The 15,057-nt window shown below is 69.4% G+C and carries 20 protein-coding genes; 13 read left to right on the top strand and 7 right to left on the bottom strand.

Translation table 11 applies throughout. The features are described 5' to 3' along the window. Nucleotides 1-21: 21 nt before the first annotated feature. Nucleotides 22-669, bottom strand: a complete 648-nt coding sequence (locus AC1RN5_RS06170; protein WP_493040378.1) for a YceI family protein — start codon at nt 667-669, stop codon at nt 22-24. Between the two features lie 74 nt (nt 670-743). Then, the gene (locus AC1RN5_RS06175; protein WP_493040379.1) at nt 744-1,502 is read right to left on the bottom strand and encodes a PIG-L deacetylase family protein; all 759 of its coding nucleotides are present in this window, start codon (nt 1,500-1,502) and stop codon (nt 744-746) included. Between the two features lie 119 nt (nt 1,503-1,621). Here AC1RN5_RS06175 and AC1RN5_RS06180 point away from each other — a divergent pair, with 119 nt between their 5' ends. Both AC1RN5_RS06180 and AC1RN5_RS06185 read left to right on the top strand, forming a co-directional pair. Next, on the top strand, nt 1,622-2,812 hold the full coding sequence (locus AC1RN5_RS06180) for a M48 family metallopeptidase (protein ID WP_493040381.1): 1,191 nt from the start codon (nt 1,622-1,624) through the stop codon (nt 2,810-2,812). A gap of 65 nt (nt 2,813-2,877) precedes the next feature. Then, nucleotides 2,878-3,975 (top strand): 2OG-Fe(II) oxygenase, encoded by a 1,098-nt coding sequence (locus tag AC1RN5_RS06185; RefSeq protein ID WP_493040382.1) that lies wholly within the window; start codon nt 2,878-2,880, stop codon nt 3,973-3,975. Here the strand turns inward: AC1RN5_RS06185 and AC1RN5_RS06190 are convergent. Further along, nucleotides 3,962-5,083 carry a beta-ketoacyl-ACP synthase III gene (locus AC1RN5_RS06190; RefSeq protein WP_493040383.1) on the bottom strand — a complete coding sequence of 374 codons (1,122 nt, stop codon included), beginning with the start codon at nt 5,081-5,083 and terminating at the stop codon, nt 3,962-3,964. The genes AC1RN5_RS06185 and AC1RN5_RS06190 overlap by 14 nt on opposite strands. Nucleotides 5,084-5,416: 333 nt before the next feature. Between AC1RN5_RS06190 and AC1RN5_RS06195 the strand changes: the two genes are divergently transcribed. From AC1RN5_RS06195 to AC1RN5_RS06240, 10 genes are all read left to right on the top strand, one after another. Further along, nucleotides 5,417-5,950 carry a porin family protein gene (locus AC1RN5_RS06195; RefSeq protein ID WP_493040384.1) on the top strand — a complete coding sequence of 178 codons (534 nt, stop codon included), beginning with the start codon at nt 5,417-5,419 and terminating at the stop codon, nt 5,948-5,950. Nucleotides 5,951-6,177: 227 nt separating this feature from the next. After that, nucleotides 6,178-6,714, top strand: a complete 537-nt coding sequence (locus tag AC1RN5_RS06200; protein WP_493040385.1) for a porin family protein — start codon at nt 6,178-6,180, stop codon at nt 6,712-6,714. An 87-nt stretch (nt 6,715-6,801) separates the two neighbouring features. Further along, nucleotides 6,802-7,215: a glycine zipper domain-containing protein gene (locus AC1RN5_RS06205; protein ID WP_493040386.1), complete on the top strand. Its 414-nt coding sequence runs from the start codon at nt 6,802-6,804 to the stop codon at nt 7,213-7,215. A 181-nt stretch (nt 7,216-7,396) separates the two neighbouring features. Beyond that, the gene (locus AC1RN5_RS06210) at nt 7,397-7,696 is read left to right on the top strand and encodes an HU family DNA-binding protein (protein WP_421931939.1); all 300 of its coding nucleotides are present in this window, start codon (nt 7,397-7,399) and stop codon (nt 7,694-7,696) included. A 400-nt stretch (nt 7,697-8,096) separates the two neighbouring features. Further along, nucleotides 8,097-8,273: a hypothetical protein gene (locus AC1RN5_RS06215; RefSeq protein WP_493040387.1), complete on the top strand. Its 177-nt coding sequence runs from the start codon at nt 8,097-8,099 to the stop codon at nt 8,271-8,273. A 40-nt stretch (nt 8,274-8,313) separates the two neighbouring features. Beyond that, nucleotides 8,314-8,670, top strand: a complete 357-nt coding sequence (locus tag AC1RN5_RS06220; protein ID WP_493040388.1) for a response regulator — start codon at nt 8,314-8,316, stop codon at nt 8,668-8,670. 164 nt (nt 8,671-8,834) lie between these two features. Further along, a complete protein-coding gene (locus AC1RN5_RS06225) occupies nt 8,835-9,209 on the top strand; it encodes a hypothetical protein (RefSeq protein ID WP_493040389.1) in 375 nt (124 codons plus the stop codon). After that, nucleotides 9,209-10,138, top strand: a complete 930-nt coding sequence (locus tag AC1RN5_RS06230; protein WP_493040390.1) for a sterol desaturase family protein — start codon at nt 9,209-9,211, stop codon at nt 10,136-10,138. Before AC1RN5_RS06225 ends, AC1RN5_RS06230 begins: the two co-directional genes overlap by 1 nt. Before the next feature lie 103 nt (nt 10,139-10,241). Beyond that, the gene (locus AC1RN5_RS06235) at nt 10,242-10,421 is read left to right on the top strand and encodes a hypothetical protein (RefSeq protein ID WP_493040391.1); all 180 of its coding nucleotides are present in this window, start codon (nt 10,242-10,244) and stop codon (nt 10,419-10,421) included. 110 nt (nt 10,422-10,531) lie between these two features. Further along, nucleotides 10,532-10,987, top strand: a complete 456-nt coding sequence (locus AC1RN5_RS06240; protein WP_493040392.1) for a hypothetical protein — start codon at nt 10,532-10,534, stop codon at nt 10,985-10,987. Between the two features lie 12 nt (nt 10,988-10,999). On the opposite strand, the gene AC1RN5_RS06245 is transcribed toward AC1RN5_RS06240, so the two are convergent. Further along, nucleotides 11,000-12,043, bottom strand: a complete 1,044-nt coding sequence (locus AC1RN5_RS06245) for an AraC family transcriptional regulator (RefSeq protein WP_493040393.1) — start codon at nt 12,041-12,043, stop codon at nt 11,000-11,002. A 138-nt stretch (nt 12,044-12,181) separates the two neighbouring features. On the opposite strand from AC1RN5_RS06245, the gene AC1RN5_RS06250 reads away from it, so the two are divergent. Further along, nucleotides 12,182-12,883: a DUF4386 domain-containing protein gene (locus tag AC1RN5_RS06250; protein ID WP_493040394.1), complete on the top strand. Its 702-nt coding sequence runs from the start codon at nt 12,182-12,184 to the stop codon at nt 12,881-12,883. Nucleotides 12,884-12,917: 34 nt separating this feature from the next. Here AC1RN5_RS06250 and AC1RN5_RS06255 read toward each other — a convergent pair whose 3' ends face one another. Genes AC1RN5_RS06255 through AC1RN5_RS06265 form a run of 3 tightly spaced genes read right to left on the bottom strand, consistent with a single transcriptional unit; the run spans nt 12,918 to nt 15,037 of the window. Further along, nucleotides 12,918-13,880 carry an NUDIX hydrolase gene (locus tag AC1RN5_RS06255; protein WP_493040395.1) on the bottom strand — a complete coding sequence of 321 codons (963 nt, stop codon included), beginning with the start codon at nt 13,878-13,880 and terminating at the stop codon, nt 12,918-12,920. Continuing rightward, entirely contained in the window at nt 13,881-14,390 is a 510-nt protein-coding gene (locus tag AC1RN5_RS06260; RefSeq protein ID WP_493040396.1) for a tyrosine phosphatase family protein, read from the bottom strand. 2 nt (nt 14,391-14,392) lie between these two features. Continuing rightward, nucleotides 14,393-15,037: a YfbR-like 5'-deoxynucleotidase gene (locus AC1RN5_RS06265; RefSeq protein WP_421931927.1), complete on the bottom strand. Its 645-nt coding sequence runs from the start codon at nt 15,035-15,037 to the stop codon at nt 14,393-14,395. Between the last annotated feature and the right edge of the window lie 20 nt (nt 15,038-15,057).

Genomic DNA, 15,057 nt, shown 5'->3' on the forward strand with positions numbered 1-15,057 from the left:
CCGTTCCAGCGCGCCTCGTCCTCACCCCTGCTTCTCGAACTCCGCGTCGATCACCAGCTCGATGGGGTCGGCGAACACCGCGGGCATGCCGTAGTCGGCGGGCTTGATCCAGCCGCGCGCCGTCATGCCGATGCGCGGCGCGCCGAAGGCCTTGCCGGCGCCCACCAGGACGACGTCGAAGGTCAGGGGCGCGGTCTTGCCCATCAGGGTCAGCTTACCCTCCACCTGGCCGTGGGTGGCGTCGGTCCGGCGGAAGGCGGTGGAGGTGAAGCTGGCCGTCGGATTGGCCTTGGACATCAGGTACTTGTCGGCGATCTCTGTGGCGAAGCCGGGGACGTTGCTGGTGATCGAGGCGGTCTCCACCGAGGCCGTGACCGACGACTTGGCGGGCGCGGCCGGATCCCAGGTCAGGGTCGCCGTGGCCTTGTCGAAGCGGAAGACGCTGATGGAATAGCCCATGTGCGACACCCGGGCGACGACGGCGGCGTGCTGGGTGTCCATGGCGTAGGTCCCGGCCGGCGCCAGGCTCGCGTCCTTCTCGCCGCAGAAGATCCCCTGCGGCACGCCGGGCGGGCAGGCGCCGCCAGCCGCCAGGGCGGAGGCCGGCGCGGCCTGGGAGAGGGCGAGGCCGGCGGCGGCGGCCAGCAGGGTCTTCAACAGGGTCGACATGGCGGGATTCCTTACAAGCTTTCCCCAAGGACGAGGCGGGGCGCCGACGTCCGACAGGCGGACGCGATTGTTTTTCAGGGGAGGGGGCTGACCAGGGCCTCCCCCAGCAACTCCTGCAGCAGGGGCGTGCGGGGGTAGGGGTGGTGGCGGTACTGGCGGAAGCCCTCGGCCAGGGGAACGCCGAAGTACCGGCCCCGCCGGCGGGTCCAGGCCTCCATCGAGGCCTGGTGGTCGCTGATGTCGTGCTGCTGGGAGACCCAGCTGTCCTGGCTCGCGTGGGCGGCCAGCATGGCCTGCTTGGTGGCGAAGTGGTCGCCCACCTCGGCGCCGAAGTCGGGCGCCACCCGGGCCCCCTCGCGGTCGCGGCCGCCGATGGGGTCCATGAAATAGAGGTGCGGGATTCCCGCCAGCACCTGGGCCTCGCCGGTCTTGTAGTTGGGGACCGAGGCGGCGAAACAGGCGTCGCGCACCAGCACGCTCGTCGCCTCGTGGTCGGGATGGTAGTCGGCCGGCGAGGCGGTCAGCACGATGTCGGGCGCCGCCCAGCGGACCATCTCCGTCACCCGCCGCCGGCAGGGATCGTCGTTAAACACCGCCAGGTCGGGGATGTCGGCGCAGCGGTAGTCGGCGCCGATCAGGGCCGCGGCCGCGGCGGCCTCGCCCCGGCGGACCTTGGCCGTGGCCGCCAGGTCCATCTCCGCCGAGCCGCAATCGCCGGCCGTCACCGTGACGATCTTGATCGCGTGGCCCTTGGCCGCCAGCAGGGCGAGCGTCCCGGCCCCCAGGGTCTCGATGTCGTCGGGATGGGCGTGGATGGCCAGGATCACGGTCATCGGCCTTTATCTCCCGGTGGTCCCGGCGGGGAAAGGCCCGCCGGCGCATGAGACAAATTTCACCTGACAAGCCGGGGGTTATCTGGCTTTTTCCACCCCTTATTCGGGAGGGACGGGGCATGGCCCAATTCGATCCGGCCGCGGCGACGCAGGCCTATCTCGCGGTGCTGCCGCCGGAGGCCCACGCCAAGGCCACGGCCTACACCCAGGGCGGCCACTGGGTCCTGCTCTGGAGCGCGGTGGTGGCGGTGGTCATCGCCTGGCTGGTGCTGCGCTCCGGCGTCCTGGTGAAGCTGCGGACCTGGATCGAGGCCAAGAAGAGCCGGCCCTGGCTGGCCGCCCTGGTGGTCCTGCTGGTGGACGGTATCGTCGAGGGCGTGCTGGGCCTGCCCTGGTCGGTCTATGAGGATTGGTGGCGGGAGAAGGGCTACGGCCTCACCAGCCAGCCCCTGGCGGGCTGGATGACCGAGCACCTGATGATGATGGCCATCTCGCTGGTCATCTCGGTGATCCTGGCCGCGGGCCTCTACGCCCTGATCCGCCGCGCGCCGAAGACCTGGTGGCTGTGGGGCGGCGGCCTGGTGGCCGTGGTCTTCATGGTGATGATGGTGCTGTCGCCGGTCTTCATCGAGCCGCTGTTCAACACCTACACCCCGGCCCCGCCCGGCCCGGTGCGCGACACCGTGGTGGCCATGGCCAAGGCCAATGGCGTGCCGTCGGACAAGATCTATGTCTACAACGGCTCCAAGCAGTCCAACCGCTACACCGCCAATGTCTCGGGCCTGTTCGGCACCGCGCGGGTGGCGATGAGCGACACCATGTTCAAGCAGGGCGCCGACCTCGCCGAGGTGAAGGGCGTCGTGGGCCACGAGATGGGCCACTATGTCCACATGCACGCCGTCTGGCTGGCCTCGGGCTTCGGCCTGCTGGCCCTGATCAGCTTCTTCCTCGTGGACCGCCTGTTCGCCCCCGTCGCGGCCCTGGTGGGCGCCAAGGGCGTCCAGGGGCTCTCCGACCCCGCCGGCTTCCCGGTGATCTCCATCATCATCGCGGTCCTCGCGCTGGTTGGGACGCCGATCACCTCCTCCATGGTGCGCCTGGCCGAAACCGACGCCGACAAGTTCTCCCTGGAGCGGGTGAACGAGCCCGACGGCCTGGCCAAGGCCCTGGTCAAGACCATCGAATACCGCGCCGCCACCCCCTCCAAGCTGGAGGAGATCCTGTTCTATGATCACCCGGCCGTGGGCAACCGCGTGCGCATGGCCATGGACTGGAAGGCCGCCCACCCCAAGCCCGAGATGGTCCCCTGACCCAACGCATCCTCACCTTCGACGAAGCCAACCGCGCGGCCCTGGCCGGCGACGCCGAGGCCCAGATGGCCCTGGCCGAAGCCCTGGATTCCCAGGGCCAGTCCAAGGCCGCCCTCGACTGGATGGTCCGCGCCGCCCAGGGGGGCTGGATGCCCGCCGTCTCGCGCCTGGGGCTCTGGCAGCTGGTGGGGCACATCACCCCCAAGGCGCCGGCCCTCGGCGTGGCGCGCATCGTCCAGGCGGCCCAGGCCGGCGACCCCTTCGCCCTGCACCTGGCCGCCATCGTCGATTCCGGCGCGGTGGGCACGCCGCGCAACCTCGGCCGGGCCCTCTACTGGCTGGCCCGGGCCGCCGAGGCCGGCGACGGCCGCGCGGCCTGCCAGCTCGGCCTGCTGTGCGGCGACCCGGACCTGTCCCTGGCGGCCCTGTCGGCTGCGGCGGCCACCGGCTTCGAGCCGGCCCTGGCGGCCCTGGCCGACCGCGCCCCGACCGTACCGGCCTTCGACTGGGACGCCATCGCCGCGGCCGCCGACCTCTCGGCCTTCGCCGCCCCGGTGGCGCGCAAGGTGGAGAGCGAGAGCCCGCGCATCCTGTCCATCCCCGACCTGCTGCCCGCCTGGGTCTGCGGCTATGTCATGGCGCTGGCCGAGCCGGCCCTGGACCGCGGCATGGTGGTGGACGACGACGGCGCCGAGCGGGTGAAGGACGAGCGTTCCAACCGGGTCATGCACTTCGGCCTGGTGGATTCCGACGTCATCCTGGAGCTGGTCAATCTGCGCATCAGTCAGGCGGCCGGCATGCCGGCGGAGAACGCCGAGGGTCTTGGCGTCCTCCACTACGCCCCGGGCGAGCGCTACCGTCCGCACATGGACTACATCCCCGACACCCCGGAGAACGCCCGCCAGCTCGAGGTCATGGGCCAGCGGGTGCGCACCCTGCTGGTCTATCTCAACGACGGCTTCGAGGGCGGGGCGACCCTGTTCCCGCGCCTGGACGCCGCCTACCGGCCGCCCTCGGGCGGGGCGCTGATCTTCGACAGCGTCACCGCCGACGGAACCATGGACCCCCGCACCCTGCACGAGGGCTCGCCCCCCACCTCCGGCGAGAAGTGGGTGATCTCCAAGTGGTTCCGCACCAAGGCCCTGCGGCCTACCGCTTCCTGACGAACACCGTGCCCGCCGAATAGCCCGCTCCGAAGGAGCAGATCAGGCCGGTGTCCCCGGCGGCGAAATCCTCGTTGGCGCTGTGGAAGGCGATGATCGATCCGGCCGAGGAGGTGTTGGCGTAGGTGTCGAGGATGATGACGTTCTCGCCGGGCTCGGGGTCGCGCCCCAGCACCTTCTTGCCGATCATCAGGTTCATGTTGATGTTGGCTTGATGCAGCCACAGGCGCTTGAGCCCCGTGGGATCGAGCCCCAGGTCGCCGGCGTGGTCGACGATCATCTCCGACACCATCGGCACCACCTCGCGGAACACCTTGCGGCCCTCCTGCACGAACAGCTTGTCGGGCGCCCCGATCCCCTCGGGCGCGGCGCGGTTCAGAAAGCCGAAATTGTTGCGGATATTGTTGGAGAACTGGGTCTTCAGCCGCGTGCCGAGGATCTCCCAGCCCTGGCCGGGCTTGGCCAGGTCGGCCCGCTCGACGATGACGGCGGTGGCCACGTCGCCGAAGATGAAGTGGCTGTCGCGGTCGCGGAAGTTCAGGTGGCCCGAGGTGATCTCCGGATTGACCACCAGCACCGCCCGGGCCGAACCCGTGGCGATGTAGTCGGCCGCCGTCTTGATCCCGAAGGTGGCCGAGGAGCAGGCCACGTTCATGTCGAACCCGAAGCCCTCGATCCCCAGGGCCTGCTGGATCTCGATGGCCATGGCCGGATAGGCCCGCTGCATGTTCGAGGCCGCGCAGATCACCGCGTCGATCTGGCTGGCGTCCTTGCCCCAGCGGGCGATGGCGTCGCGGGCGGCGGCCACGCCGATCTCGGCCATGATCGAGATCTCGTCATTTGGCCGCTCGGGGATGCGCGGGGTCATCACGGCCGGATCGATCACACCGGCCTTGTCCACCACATGGCGCGACTTGATCCCCGAGGCCTTCTCGATGAACTCCACGGAGGAGGGGGTCAGGGCCTCGACCTGGCCCGCCGCGATGGCGTCGGCGTGCTCGGTGTTGAAATTGGCCACATAGGTGTTGAAGGCCTCCACCAGCTCGGCGTTCGAGACGGTCTGGGGCGGGGTGTAGAGGCCGGTGGCCGCGATCACGGCTGATTCCAAAGCGGTCGTCTCCCGATACATGGCCCCCCGTCAGGGGGAGTCAGGCGCCGTTGATAGCACGCAGGCGGCGCGGGGCCGACAGATCGCGCCGATCACGCCGTTACGCCAAGGCTAAGCTTTTGAATCGGGCTTGCTTCTTCGCCTTTAAGTTGCCTGCCCGACATTGGCGGCGCGGGCGATTCTCACCGGTTCAAGCCTGTGGCCGTTTAGGCACACGCCGCGCCGGACCTTGCGATTTGCGGGTTTTGCCCAATCGGTAGGCTTGTTTCGCGGTCGGTGCATGCCATTTGGGCGGAGCTGGGCAATGAAACCCAGAGTTGGAGTTCCAAAAAAATGAAGTCTCTCATCGTTCTCGCCGCCACCGCCGCCGTTCTCGCCATCCCGGCCGCCGCCTCGGCCCAGAGCCTGTCGCCCACCACCGTCTACGGCTCGCTCGGCTACGCCAACGCCAATATCGACGACGTGAACCTCGGCGCCATCCAGGGCCGCCTGGGCGCCCGCTTCGGCCAGTATGTCGGCGTCGAAGGCGAACTCGCCGGCGGCGTCAAGGAAGACAGCGTCACCATCTCGGGGATCAAGGTCGACGTGAAGCTGAAGCACCAGGTCGCCATCTACGCCGTCGGCTACCTGCCCCTGAACCCGCAGTTCGACCTGCTGGCCCGCGTCGGCTACGGCAATTCCAAGCTGGAAGCCTCGGCCCTCGGCTCCTCCGCCGCCGATGACGGCGACAGCTGGAACTACGGCGTCGGCGGCCAGTACTTCTTCGACGACAAGAACGGCGTGCGCGTCGACTACACGCGTCACGACTTCAAGGACTCCAGCGACAACGCTGACGTCTGGGCCGTCGCCTACACCCGCAAGTTCTAAAGCCTGAAAAAGCCCTTCCCCGGCGACGGGGGAGGGCGATCTTGGCGGCGCGGACGGAACACCGGTCCGCCGGTGGGCCGCCCGCGTCCCCGATCTGTGGCCCAGGAGTCACAGGGCGCCGGCCGCCACAATGTTTCCGCCCAATGTCGAGGAACAGACCTTCCCCCGCCGTGTTTGAGGCCCACTTGGGCGGTGCTGGGGAGCTGAACCTGACGTTGGAGTATCAAATGAAGTCTCTCATCGCGCTTGCGGCAACGACCGCCCTGACCCTGTCCATCCCCGCCATCGCCTCGGCCCAGAGCCTGTCGCCCACCACCGTCTACGGCTCGCTCGGCTATGCGAACGCCAATATCGACGACGTGAACCTGGGCGCGATCCAGGGCCGCCTGGGCGCCCGCTTCGGCCAATATCTCGGCGTCGAGGGCGAACTGGCCGGCGGGGTCAAGTCGGACGACACCAACGTGGCCGGCACGCCGGTCAATGTGAAGCTGCAGCACCAGGCCGCCATCTACGGCGTCGGCTATCTGCCGATCTCGCCCCAGGCCGATCTGTTCGCCCGCGTCGGCTACGGCAATTCCAAGATCAAGGCCTCGGCCGCCGGGACCTCCGCGGCCGACGACGGCGACAGCTGGAACTACGGCGTCGGCGGCCAGTACTTCCTGGACGACAAGAACGGCGTGCGGCTGGACTACACCCGCCACGACTTCAAGGATTCCAGCGAGAACGCCGACGTCTGGGCCGTGGGCTACACGCGGAAGTTCTAACCTCGGAACCTTGGCCGGGCCGACGCCGTTGGTGTCGTGCCCGGCCCCCCGTCATGGGGCCCGATCCCCTATTCGAAGAGAAGATCCATGGCCGACCCGATGACCTCCTCCCTCGCCAACGGAACCGCCAACGGGGCCACGGCGAACATCGCCGATGAGACCGCCGCCCTCGACCCGATGGCCAGCGGCGCCAAGGCCGCCCTGGGCGAAGCCGCCGGCGCCGGACGGGCCGCCACCTCGGCCCTCAACGACGCGGCCCACAGCCTGCTGGACGCCGCCAAGACCCTGCTGGAGGGCAAGACCGAGATCGTCGTGGCCAAGGGCCAGAAGGTCTATGGCAAGGTCAAGGAACAGGCGGTCGAGCGCTTCGGCGACACCGACGTCCTGGTCCGCGAGAGGCCCTACCTCGCCCTCGGCATCGCCGCGGCCGCCGGCTTCCTGCTGGGCCACCTGATCAGCTCGGGCCGCAGCCAGGTCGTCTATCTGCGCGACGCCCGCTAATCCTCTCCGGGGAGCAGGATCACGCCCCTTTTCCCAGGGAACGTGCGTCATCTTGCCCGAAAAGGCCGTCTGACGGCCCCGTTTCCGTTGCGTCAAGGTCGCCACGGCCCCCGAATCTGCGCAAACCCTTGCCTCCTTGCGTCGCGACGCGAGGCGCATTCCAAAGACAACCGGAGGTCACATGACCCAATCTGAATTCATCGAACAGGTCGCCGCCGCCGCCGGGACCACCCAGGCCGAGACCGGCCGCGTGCTGGAAGCCATGATCGCCACCGTCTCGGCGGCCCTGGTCAAGGGCGGTGACGTCCGTCTCGCCGGCCTCGGCGTGTTCGACGTGGGTGACCGCGCCGCCCGCGAGGGCCGCAACCCCTCCACCGGCGAAGCGATCAAGATCCCGGCCTCCAAGGCCGTGCGCTTCCGCGCCGCCAAGGGCCTCAAGGACGCCGTCAACGGCGAAGCCCCCAAGAAGGCCAAGAAGTAGGACTTCCGGCGCGGGCCTCTCGCCCGCCGCCGACGGACTTTTCGAGACAGGGCCGTCCCTCCCGGGGCGGCCCTGTTTTGGTTTGGGGCCGGGGAGGGGAGCTTCCGGGGCCTCCTCCTCGCCCCCGCCTGCGGGGGAGGAGCGCGCTTCTTCTACCCCCGCTCTCGCTCGGCCCGCGCCTTGGCCGCCTCGAAGCTCGGACCGGCCACCAGCTCCAGGGTGCCTGACGCCGCATCTTGCCGCGGAAGCCCGGGTCTTCCGAACAAAAGCGGAACATAGAATACCGGCCGCCCGAACATGAACGGCGCCCAACGATCCGCTCCGCCGTCATTCAGCCCGGCGGGCGCTTCATGGCGGGCATGGCGGCGAACCCCGCCGCCTCCATGATCCAGGTGACGCCATGCAAGACGAGCTCCCCGACACCCCGGCCCCCGCGGCGGATCTGCCGACCGCCGAGATCATCACCTACGCCCAGTTCCTCAGCGCCCGCTCGCGCCGCGCCCTCGATCAGGTCCGGGCGGGCGATCCCCGCGTCTCGGACTATCCCTGGGCCTACACCTTCGAGCCCCGTCCCTGAGCGCGGCGGAACCTCGCCCGCCGCCGCAGGTTGCGTCTCCATGTCCCCCTTAGTGCTTGTCGTCGAAGACGAAATCCTGGTCCGCCTCACCGCCGCAGCGGGCCTTGAAGACGCCGGTTTCACGGTGATCGAGGCCGACGACGCGGCCCAGGCCATCGAGATTCTCAGCCGGCACGACGACATCTGCGCGGTGTTCACCGACGTGAACATGCCAGGGTCCCTGGATGGGGTGGACCTGGCCCAGCTGGTCCACGATCGCTGGCCGAACGTCCGCATCCTGGTGACCACCGGCGGCGCCGACCTCAGCGGCGGCCTGCCGGACGGCGCCGACTTCGTGGCCAAGCCCTACCACGCCGAGCAGGTGGCCGCCCGCCTGCGCCGCTCCATGGCCCTCTAGCGGGCTGGGCGGCCTGTCCAGGCCGCCACGCGCGCCAACCCTCCGGTGTCGCTCGCGCCATTGCGAGGGGCCGTACACACATCCTGCCGGCCCGCGCCCCTTGACGGTCCTCCGTCCACGGCCGACTCTCCGTCGCCAAGGGGAGAGACGTTTTGGACAAGGCGATGCTGATCCAGTTGGCCGGATCGTTCGCGGCCGTGGCCGTGCTGGTGGCCGTGGCCGCCTGGGCCAAGATCGCCAAGCCGATGTCGCCGCTCAGCGACGCGCGGGCCCGGGCCCTGCTGGCCGACGAGTTCCCCGGCAAGACCCTGGACGGCCTCTGGATCGCTACCGACGGCCGCGGCGCCCTGGCGCGCTCGGGGGCCTCGGCCCTGGTCCTCTGCGAGGTGGGCGACGGCTATGCGGCCCGCCACATCCCCTGGGCCCAGGCCCTGGCCGCCAGCTTCCGCGACGGGGTTCTGAGGCTCGATCTCGCCGACGTCGCCGCGCCCCGCGCCCGCCTGGCCTTCGACGCCTGGCCCCCGGCGGGGGCCCAGTGATGGATCCGCTGCACGCCCCCTTCGATCCCGTCACCCTGGCGATCCCCTTCTTCGTCCTGGCCATCATCCTGGAAATCGCGCTGGCCCGCTTCAAGACCGTGAAGGCCCACTACGAGACCCGCGACACCATGGCCTCCCTGGCCATGGGCCTGGGCAGCAACGTGGCCGGGCTGATCACCGGCGGCCTGGCCTTCGCCGCCACGGTCTGGGTGTGGAAGCACCGGGCCTTCGACATCCCCATGACCGCGGTCTGGGCCTGGGTGGCGATCTTCTTCCTGGAGGACCTGACCTACTACTGGTTCCACCGCCTGAGCCACGAGCGGCGGTTCTGGTGGGCGGCCCACGTCAACCACCACTCCTCGCAGCACTACAACCTGTCCACCGCCCTGCGGCAGACCTGGACCGGCGGCGTCGCCGCCACCTGGGCGCTCTGGCTGCCGCTCGCCTTCCTCGGTTTCCCGCCGGCCATGCTGGCCATCCAGAAGGGGGTCAGCCTCGTCTACCAGTTCTGGATCCATACCGAGGCGATCAAGCGCATGCCCCGCTGGTTCGAGGCGGTGTTCAACACCCCCTCCCACCACCGCGTCCACCACGCCCGCAATCCGCGCTACCTCGACAGCAACTACGCCGGCATCCTGATCGTCTGGGACAGGCTGTTTGGCACCTTCCAGCCTGAGCTGGACGAGGAGACGCCGCGATACGGGATTGTCAAGAACCTGAACAACTTCAATATTCTGCGCGTGGCTTTTCACGAATGGGCCGGCATCGCCAAGGACCTGGCCGGCGCCCGCTCCCCCCGCGAGGTCGTGGGCTACCTCCTGGGTCCCCCCGGCTGGAGCCCCGACGGCTCCCGCGACACCTCGGCCACCCTGAAAGCCCAGTGGGCCGCCGACCAGGCCAAGCCCGACACCCCCGACGTCGCCGCCTAGGTCGCCGCAAATCCCGGTGTCTGACCTGCGCGCGGACCGTGTCCCTCATCCGGTGGTTCGCGCGTCACGGGAACCTTCGCCGCGGCTTCCCCGTTGGTTGTGCATGGAAGTTCATGCCAACAACAAGATCGTGTTCATCGACGACGATCCGATGGTGCGCCTGCTGCAGGTCCTGGCCGAATTCGCCGAGGAGCGGCGGCCCCGCGAGACTCCCGACCGCCAGTACGCCCGCCGCGCCTTCCCCGGCTCGCGCTTCTCCTCGGTCTTCGACCCGCGCCACTGACGGCCCCGCCGACGCGCTGCGCCGATTCGGCCCCCGGGCCGGAAGGGCGTATCCTTCCCCCGTTGGCCGAGGCCGCGTTCGGCGCGCCTGTCGCCAAAGGGGGGTGCGTGATGAGCGTGAGACTTCCGATCCTGTCGGCCCTTGCGGCGGGCGCCCTTCTGGCGGCCGGTCCGCAGGCCTCGGCCCAGCCCGTCACCCAGCACGTGGAGGACGCCCGGCTCCACTACCTGCGCAAGGACCATCTCTGCGAGCTGCGTCTGGGGGGCTTCATCTCGCTCACCAAGCCCGAGAACAGTCCGACCCAGGCCGACCTCGACCTGATGCGCGAGATCTACGAGGTCGCCGATCGCATCATCTACGACTCCGAGATCCTGGCGAAGCAGGTGGGGCCTGAGGCGGACAAGCGCGTCATCGACGAGCTCCTGCCGGCCTGGTACGCCGCCCTCAAGCACGGCGACGGCCAGCCGGACAAGGCCGCCATCCTGAGGGCGGACCTGACGCCGGGCCTGCGGGACTGCGTCGAACACGCCCAGACCCTGCCCAAGCCGCCAGCCTCCTGGAAATAGCGGCCCCGCCCCTCAGGCGGCCGGCGACGGCGGGCCGGACCTGGTTGCGGCGAAGCCGGCGCGGACATCTCCGGGATTTCGGCCAGTCCATCGCTTGAAGGCGCGGGAGAATGCAGCGCGGTCGGAGAAGCCCACAAGGTAGGCGACTTCGTTGACCGAGGCCCGGTTGCCCCGGAGATAATGCATCGCCATGCGATGGCGGAGGTCGTCGAGCAGCGCCTCGAACGTCACGCCTTCAGCCTTCAGCCGGCGAAACAGGGTCTGTCTGCTGAACCCCAGGGCGGTGGCGACGGTCTCGGCCTTTGCGCCCCCCTTGTGCAGGACCGGCAAGATCAGGCTCTCGACCTGGGCGCGCAGGGTTCGACGGTCGTCCAGGGTCTTCAGCAGCATGTCCGCGCGCTCAGTCAGGACGCCAAACACGTAGCGCGGCTGTAGGGCCACGCGCCAAGCGGGCGCTTCGGGATGCATGCGCATCGCGTTCCATTCGCTCTCGAAGACGACCTTGCACCCGAACACCCGCTCATAGGCCTGCCGGTAGGCGGGCGGCGAATGGGTGAAATGCACCTCAAGGACATGGGGCTGCGGAAGGAACCGGCGCGGCCCGCACGCCAGTCGTGCAAAGGTGACTTCTGTCAGCTGCGGGAATTCGTGCGCGTTCGTGCGCTGATCGACGATCCAGAGGTCGCCGCCTCGAATGGCGATGCCGAACCGCTCGCTGACGCCCTCAACCTCCAGCGCCAGACGGTTGAAACGTTGGAGCTGGGCGAACGCCTCGGCCATGGTCTCCGAGGCGTTCATGATCAGCCCGACGATCGACACCTCCGACATGTCGACGCACTCGCCGTAGTGCAGCGCCAATGCGGGGTCGGCGCACAACTCGCACGCGCGGCGCATCAGCCTTGTGTAGGTGTCGAAGGGGACGCGGTTGTCCGGATCCTCGAGGGCCTGTTCGTCCAGGCCCGCCTGCGCGACCAGGGCCCGGCGGTCGGCGCCCCGAGCAACGGCGAACTCCAGCAGGCCACGGACAAGTCCCGCCGAGGCGGTCAGATCGGCCATTCAAGTCGCCCCTTGGTACAAGGGATCACAACAACGGAACGCACGAATATAGCGCTCAGCTCGATTGTCCAAAACGATGGACCTCCGATCGCGGCGAAGTGCGCGAGGCGCGGCCGGCGAGGAGGGGAGGAAGGAAGCATGGAGTCGCGGAAAGGCGCGGCGCGCTGGGCCGGGTTCTTGTACCTCCTGGTCGCCCTGGCGACGCCGTTCGTACTGCTCTACGTGCCGGGACGCCTCTACGCCCCGGGGGATGCGTCGGCCACGGTCGCGAACATCGCGGCCCATCAGGGCCTGTTCGTCGCCGCCATCCTGGTCGGGCTCGTGAGCCAGATCCTGTTCGTGTTGGTGATCCTGGCGCTCTTTCAGCTCCTGAAGGCCGTGGACCTTCGCCTGGCCGTCCTGATGGCGGCGCTCATCCTGCTACAGGCGCCGCTGGCCTTCCTCGGCATGGCCAATGAGGTCGCGACCTTGCAGTTCATTCGTGGCGGCGAGTTTCTTCAGGTCTTCGATCCGGCCGAGCGCAACGCCCTGATCATGTTGATGATCAACATCGATCGCCAGGGTGTGCTCATATCCCAAGTCTTCTGGGGCCTATGGCTGCTTCCGCTCGGCGTGCTGGTGATCCGTTCGGGGTTCTTGCCGCGGCTGTTGGGGCTCTGGCTGATCCTGAATGGCCTGGCCTATGTCGCCTTGAGCGTGATCGGGCTCGTTGCGCCCGAGTATCGTGCGACCGCCTTCACTCTGGCCACGCCGTTCATGTTTGGTGAACTGGCCCTGGCCCTCTGGCTCCTGCTCGTCGGCCCGCGGCCAAGCCTGGCCAGGGGGGCGGTTTCACCCTGACCGTCGGCGATGACCTTGGGCGCCTTGCCCCCGCTCAGTCGCGCAGCAGCGGCAGGCTCAAGCCCGAGACCGGGCGGGCGCTGAGGATCTCGCGACGGAAGCGGAACAGTTCCGCCGGCCGGCCGCCGGTGTCGGTGTCCATCGACCCCAGTCCCTCCACCAGTTCGGCGCGTTCCAGGGCGCGGCGGAAGTTCTGCTTGTGCAGGGGCACTCCGGCGATGGCCTCCACCGCCCTCTGCAGGGACGACAGGGTGAAGGCCTCGGGCATCAGCTCGAACACCACCGGGCGGTACTTCAGCTTGCCCCGCAGCCGCGACAGCGCCGTGGCCAGGATGCGGCGGTGGTCGGAGAACATCGGCTCGCCCATGGACGCCGCCAGGGCGGGGGAGGGGGCGTGCTCGCCGCGGTCGCGGGCGGCCTCCGGGGCCAGGCCCGCCTCGTAGAGCAGCTCGTAACGTTCCAGCACCCGCTCCTCGTTCCAGGGCGCGTCGTCCAGGGCGAACAGCAGCCGGGCGGCCGAGCGGCGGCGGATCGCCTCCGGCCCGGCCGCGGCCCCGGCCCACTGGCGCAGGGCGGGCTCCAGGGCGGTGAGCGCCGCCGGGCGGCCCTCGCGCCAGTCCTCCCAGGGAAAGAACCGGCTCCAGTCGGCCCAGGCGGTGTCGGGGGCGTGGGTCTCGACGGCCTGGGGGGTGAGGGCCAGATACCCCACCGAGATCACCCGGGCGGCGCCCGCGCCGGCGCCCATGTCGGCCAGGGGCGCGTCCCGGCCCTTGTCGCCGAAGGTGTAGAGCTGCTCCACATAGCCCAGCTCGAACCGCGTCTGGGCGGTCACGAAGGCGCGCAGGGCCAGCTCGAAGGTGCGATGGCCGTCCGGGTCGAAGGGGCCGAAGGGCAGGCCCGCCTGCTGGCCCTGCGGCCGCACGGTCAGGACCACGGCCTGGCCGTCGCGGATGGCGACCACCACGGCCGACAGCCCGATGACGACGGCGCGGGCCATCTAGTGGCGGGCCGGGAAGTCGAAGGGCCGGGCGCGGCCGTAGTCGTACTCGCCCATGGCCGCCACGGCGTCGGCCATCCTGCCCCCGCGGCCCATGATGTCGTCGGCCAGCGCGACGATCCGGCGGTTGGGGGAGGCGTGGCGGGCCGCCCGGCGCATCACGAGGGCCATCTGCCGCTCGTCGGCCTGCGGGTTGCGCGCGCAGGCCAGGACGAAGGCGCTGGCGGTGGAGCGGCTGATCCCGGCCCAGCAGTGGATCAGCATGGGGGCCTCGCCGCTCCACTGGCTCCCGAAGGCCAGAAGATCATGCACCAGCTGCTCGTCGGGGGGGACCATGCCGTCCATCGGTTCGGCGATGTCGTTGACCCCCAGCCGCAGGTGGTTGGCCGGCGCGATCGCCGCCGGGGTCGCGATCATGCTGGCGGGATCCAGCAGGGTGATCATGTGCGACGGCCGCCGCGCCGCGATGACGGCGGGAACCTCGGCCAGCCCGCAGATGATGAAGGTCACGCTCACTCCGTATCGAAGGCCTGGGGCGTGACGGAGAATCCCGCCGCCTCGGACAGCACATGGTAACGTTGGATGTAACGTATCTGCGCCTGTCCCGCCGACAACGGTTCGATGTGGAGGTCGTAGCCCGCCGGCGGCGGATCGAAGAACTCGATCGATTCCGCCACCCCGAAGCCCGCCAACTGGGTGGCCTCGAAATAGGCGCAGGCCCGGTCGGCCTGCTTGATCAGCTTCTTGATCGCCAGCGGAACCTTGGCCGGCAGCCCGAACCGCGTATGGATCGCAATTTCTAGTCGTTCTTCGAACAACTTGTAGTCGTATCCCAGCGCCGCCTTGAACGGGCTGATCATGTCGCCGATCACATATTCCGAGGCGTCGTGCAGCAGGGCCGCCAGCCGCCACCGCGGCTCCAGGTCCGGCTGGATGTGGGCGCAGATCTCCTCCACCACCACCGAGTGCTGGGCCACGGAGAAGGCGTGCTCCCCCACCGTCTGGCCGTTCCAGCGGGCCACCCGGGCCAGGCCGTGGGCGATGTCCTCGATCTCGATGTCCATCGGGGACGGGTCGAGCAGGTCCAGCCGGCGCCCCGACAGCATGCGCTGCCAGGCGCGGGGCTCCTTGGCGGTCTTACGCAGCCCTTTCCTCAACGACGCGTTCCTCTCACACT

The sequence above is a fragment of the Phenylobacterium sp. GW821-FHT12F10 genome, assembly GCF_058806695.1.

Excerpts from the sequence above, each read along its gene's own strand:
- AC1RN5_RS06170 (WP_493040378.1), bottom strand. The coding sequence starts at position 669 with ATGTCGACCCTGTTGAAGACCCTGCTGGCCGCCGCCGCCGGCCTCGCC.
- AC1RN5_RS06175 (WP_493040379.1), bottom strand. The coding sequence starts at position 1,502 with ATGACCGTGATCCTGGCCATCCACGCCCATCCCGACGACATCGAGACC.
- AC1RN5_RS06180 (WP_493040381.1), top strand. The coding sequence starts at position 1,622 with ATGGCCCAATTCGATCCGGCCGCGGCGACGCAGGCCTATCTCGCGGTG.
- AC1RN5_RS06185 (WP_493040382.1), top strand. The coding sequence starts at position 2,878 with ATGGCCCTGGCCGAAGCCCTGGATTCCCAGGGCCAGTCCAAGGCCGCC.
- AC1RN5_RS06195 (WP_493040384.1), top strand. The coding sequence starts at position 5,417 with ATGAAGTCTCTCATCGTTCTCGCCGCCACCGCCGCCGTTCTCGCCATC.
- AC1RN5_RS06200 (WP_493040385.1), top strand. The coding sequence starts at position 6,178 with ATGAAGTCTCTCATCGCGCTTGCGGCAACGACCGCCCTGACCCTGTCC.
- AC1RN5_RS06205 (WP_493040386.1), top strand. The coding sequence starts at position 6,802 with ATGGCCGACCCGATGACCTCCTCCCTCGCCAACGGAACCGCCAACGGG.
- AC1RN5_RS06210 (WP_421931939.1), top strand. The coding sequence starts at position 7,397 with ATGACCCAATCTGAATTCATCGAACAGGTCGCCGCCGCCGCCGGGACC.
- AC1RN5_RS06215 (WP_493040387.1), top strand. The coding sequence starts at position 8,097 with ATGCAAGACGAGCTCCCCGACACCCCGGCCCCCGCGGCGGATCTGCCG.
- AC1RN5_RS06220 (WP_493040388.1), top strand. The coding sequence starts at position 8,314 with ATGTCCCCCTTAGTGCTTGTCGTCGAAGACGAAATCCTGGTCCGCCTC.
- AC1RN5_RS06225 (WP_493040389.1), top strand. The coding sequence starts at position 8,835 with ATGCTGATCCAGTTGGCCGGATCGTTCGCGGCCGTGGCCGTGCTGGTG.
- AC1RN5_RS06230 (WP_493040390.1), top strand. The coding sequence starts at position 9,209 with ATGGATCCGCTGCACGCCCCCTTCGATCCCGTCACCCTGGCGATCCCC.
- AC1RN5_RS06235 (WP_493040391.1), top strand. The coding sequence starts at position 10,242 with ATGGAAGTTCATGCCAACAACAAGATCGTGTTCATCGACGACGATCCG.
- AC1RN5_RS06240 (WP_493040392.1), top strand. The coding sequence starts at position 10,532 with ATGAGCGTGAGACTTCCGATCCTGTCGGCCCTTGCGGCGGGCGCCCTT.
- AC1RN5_RS06245 (WP_493040393.1), bottom strand. The coding sequence starts at position 12,043 with ATGGCCGATCTGACCGCCTCGGCGGGACTTGTCCGTGGCCTGCTGGAG.
- AC1RN5_RS06250 (WP_493040394.1), top strand. The coding sequence starts at position 12,182 with ATGGAGTCGCGGAAAGGCGCGGCGCGCTGGGCCGGGTTCTTGTACCTC.
- AC1RN5_RS06255 (WP_493040395.1), bottom strand. The coding sequence starts at position 13,880 with ATGGCCCGCGCCGTCGTCATCGGGCTGTCGGCCGTGGTGGTCGCCATC.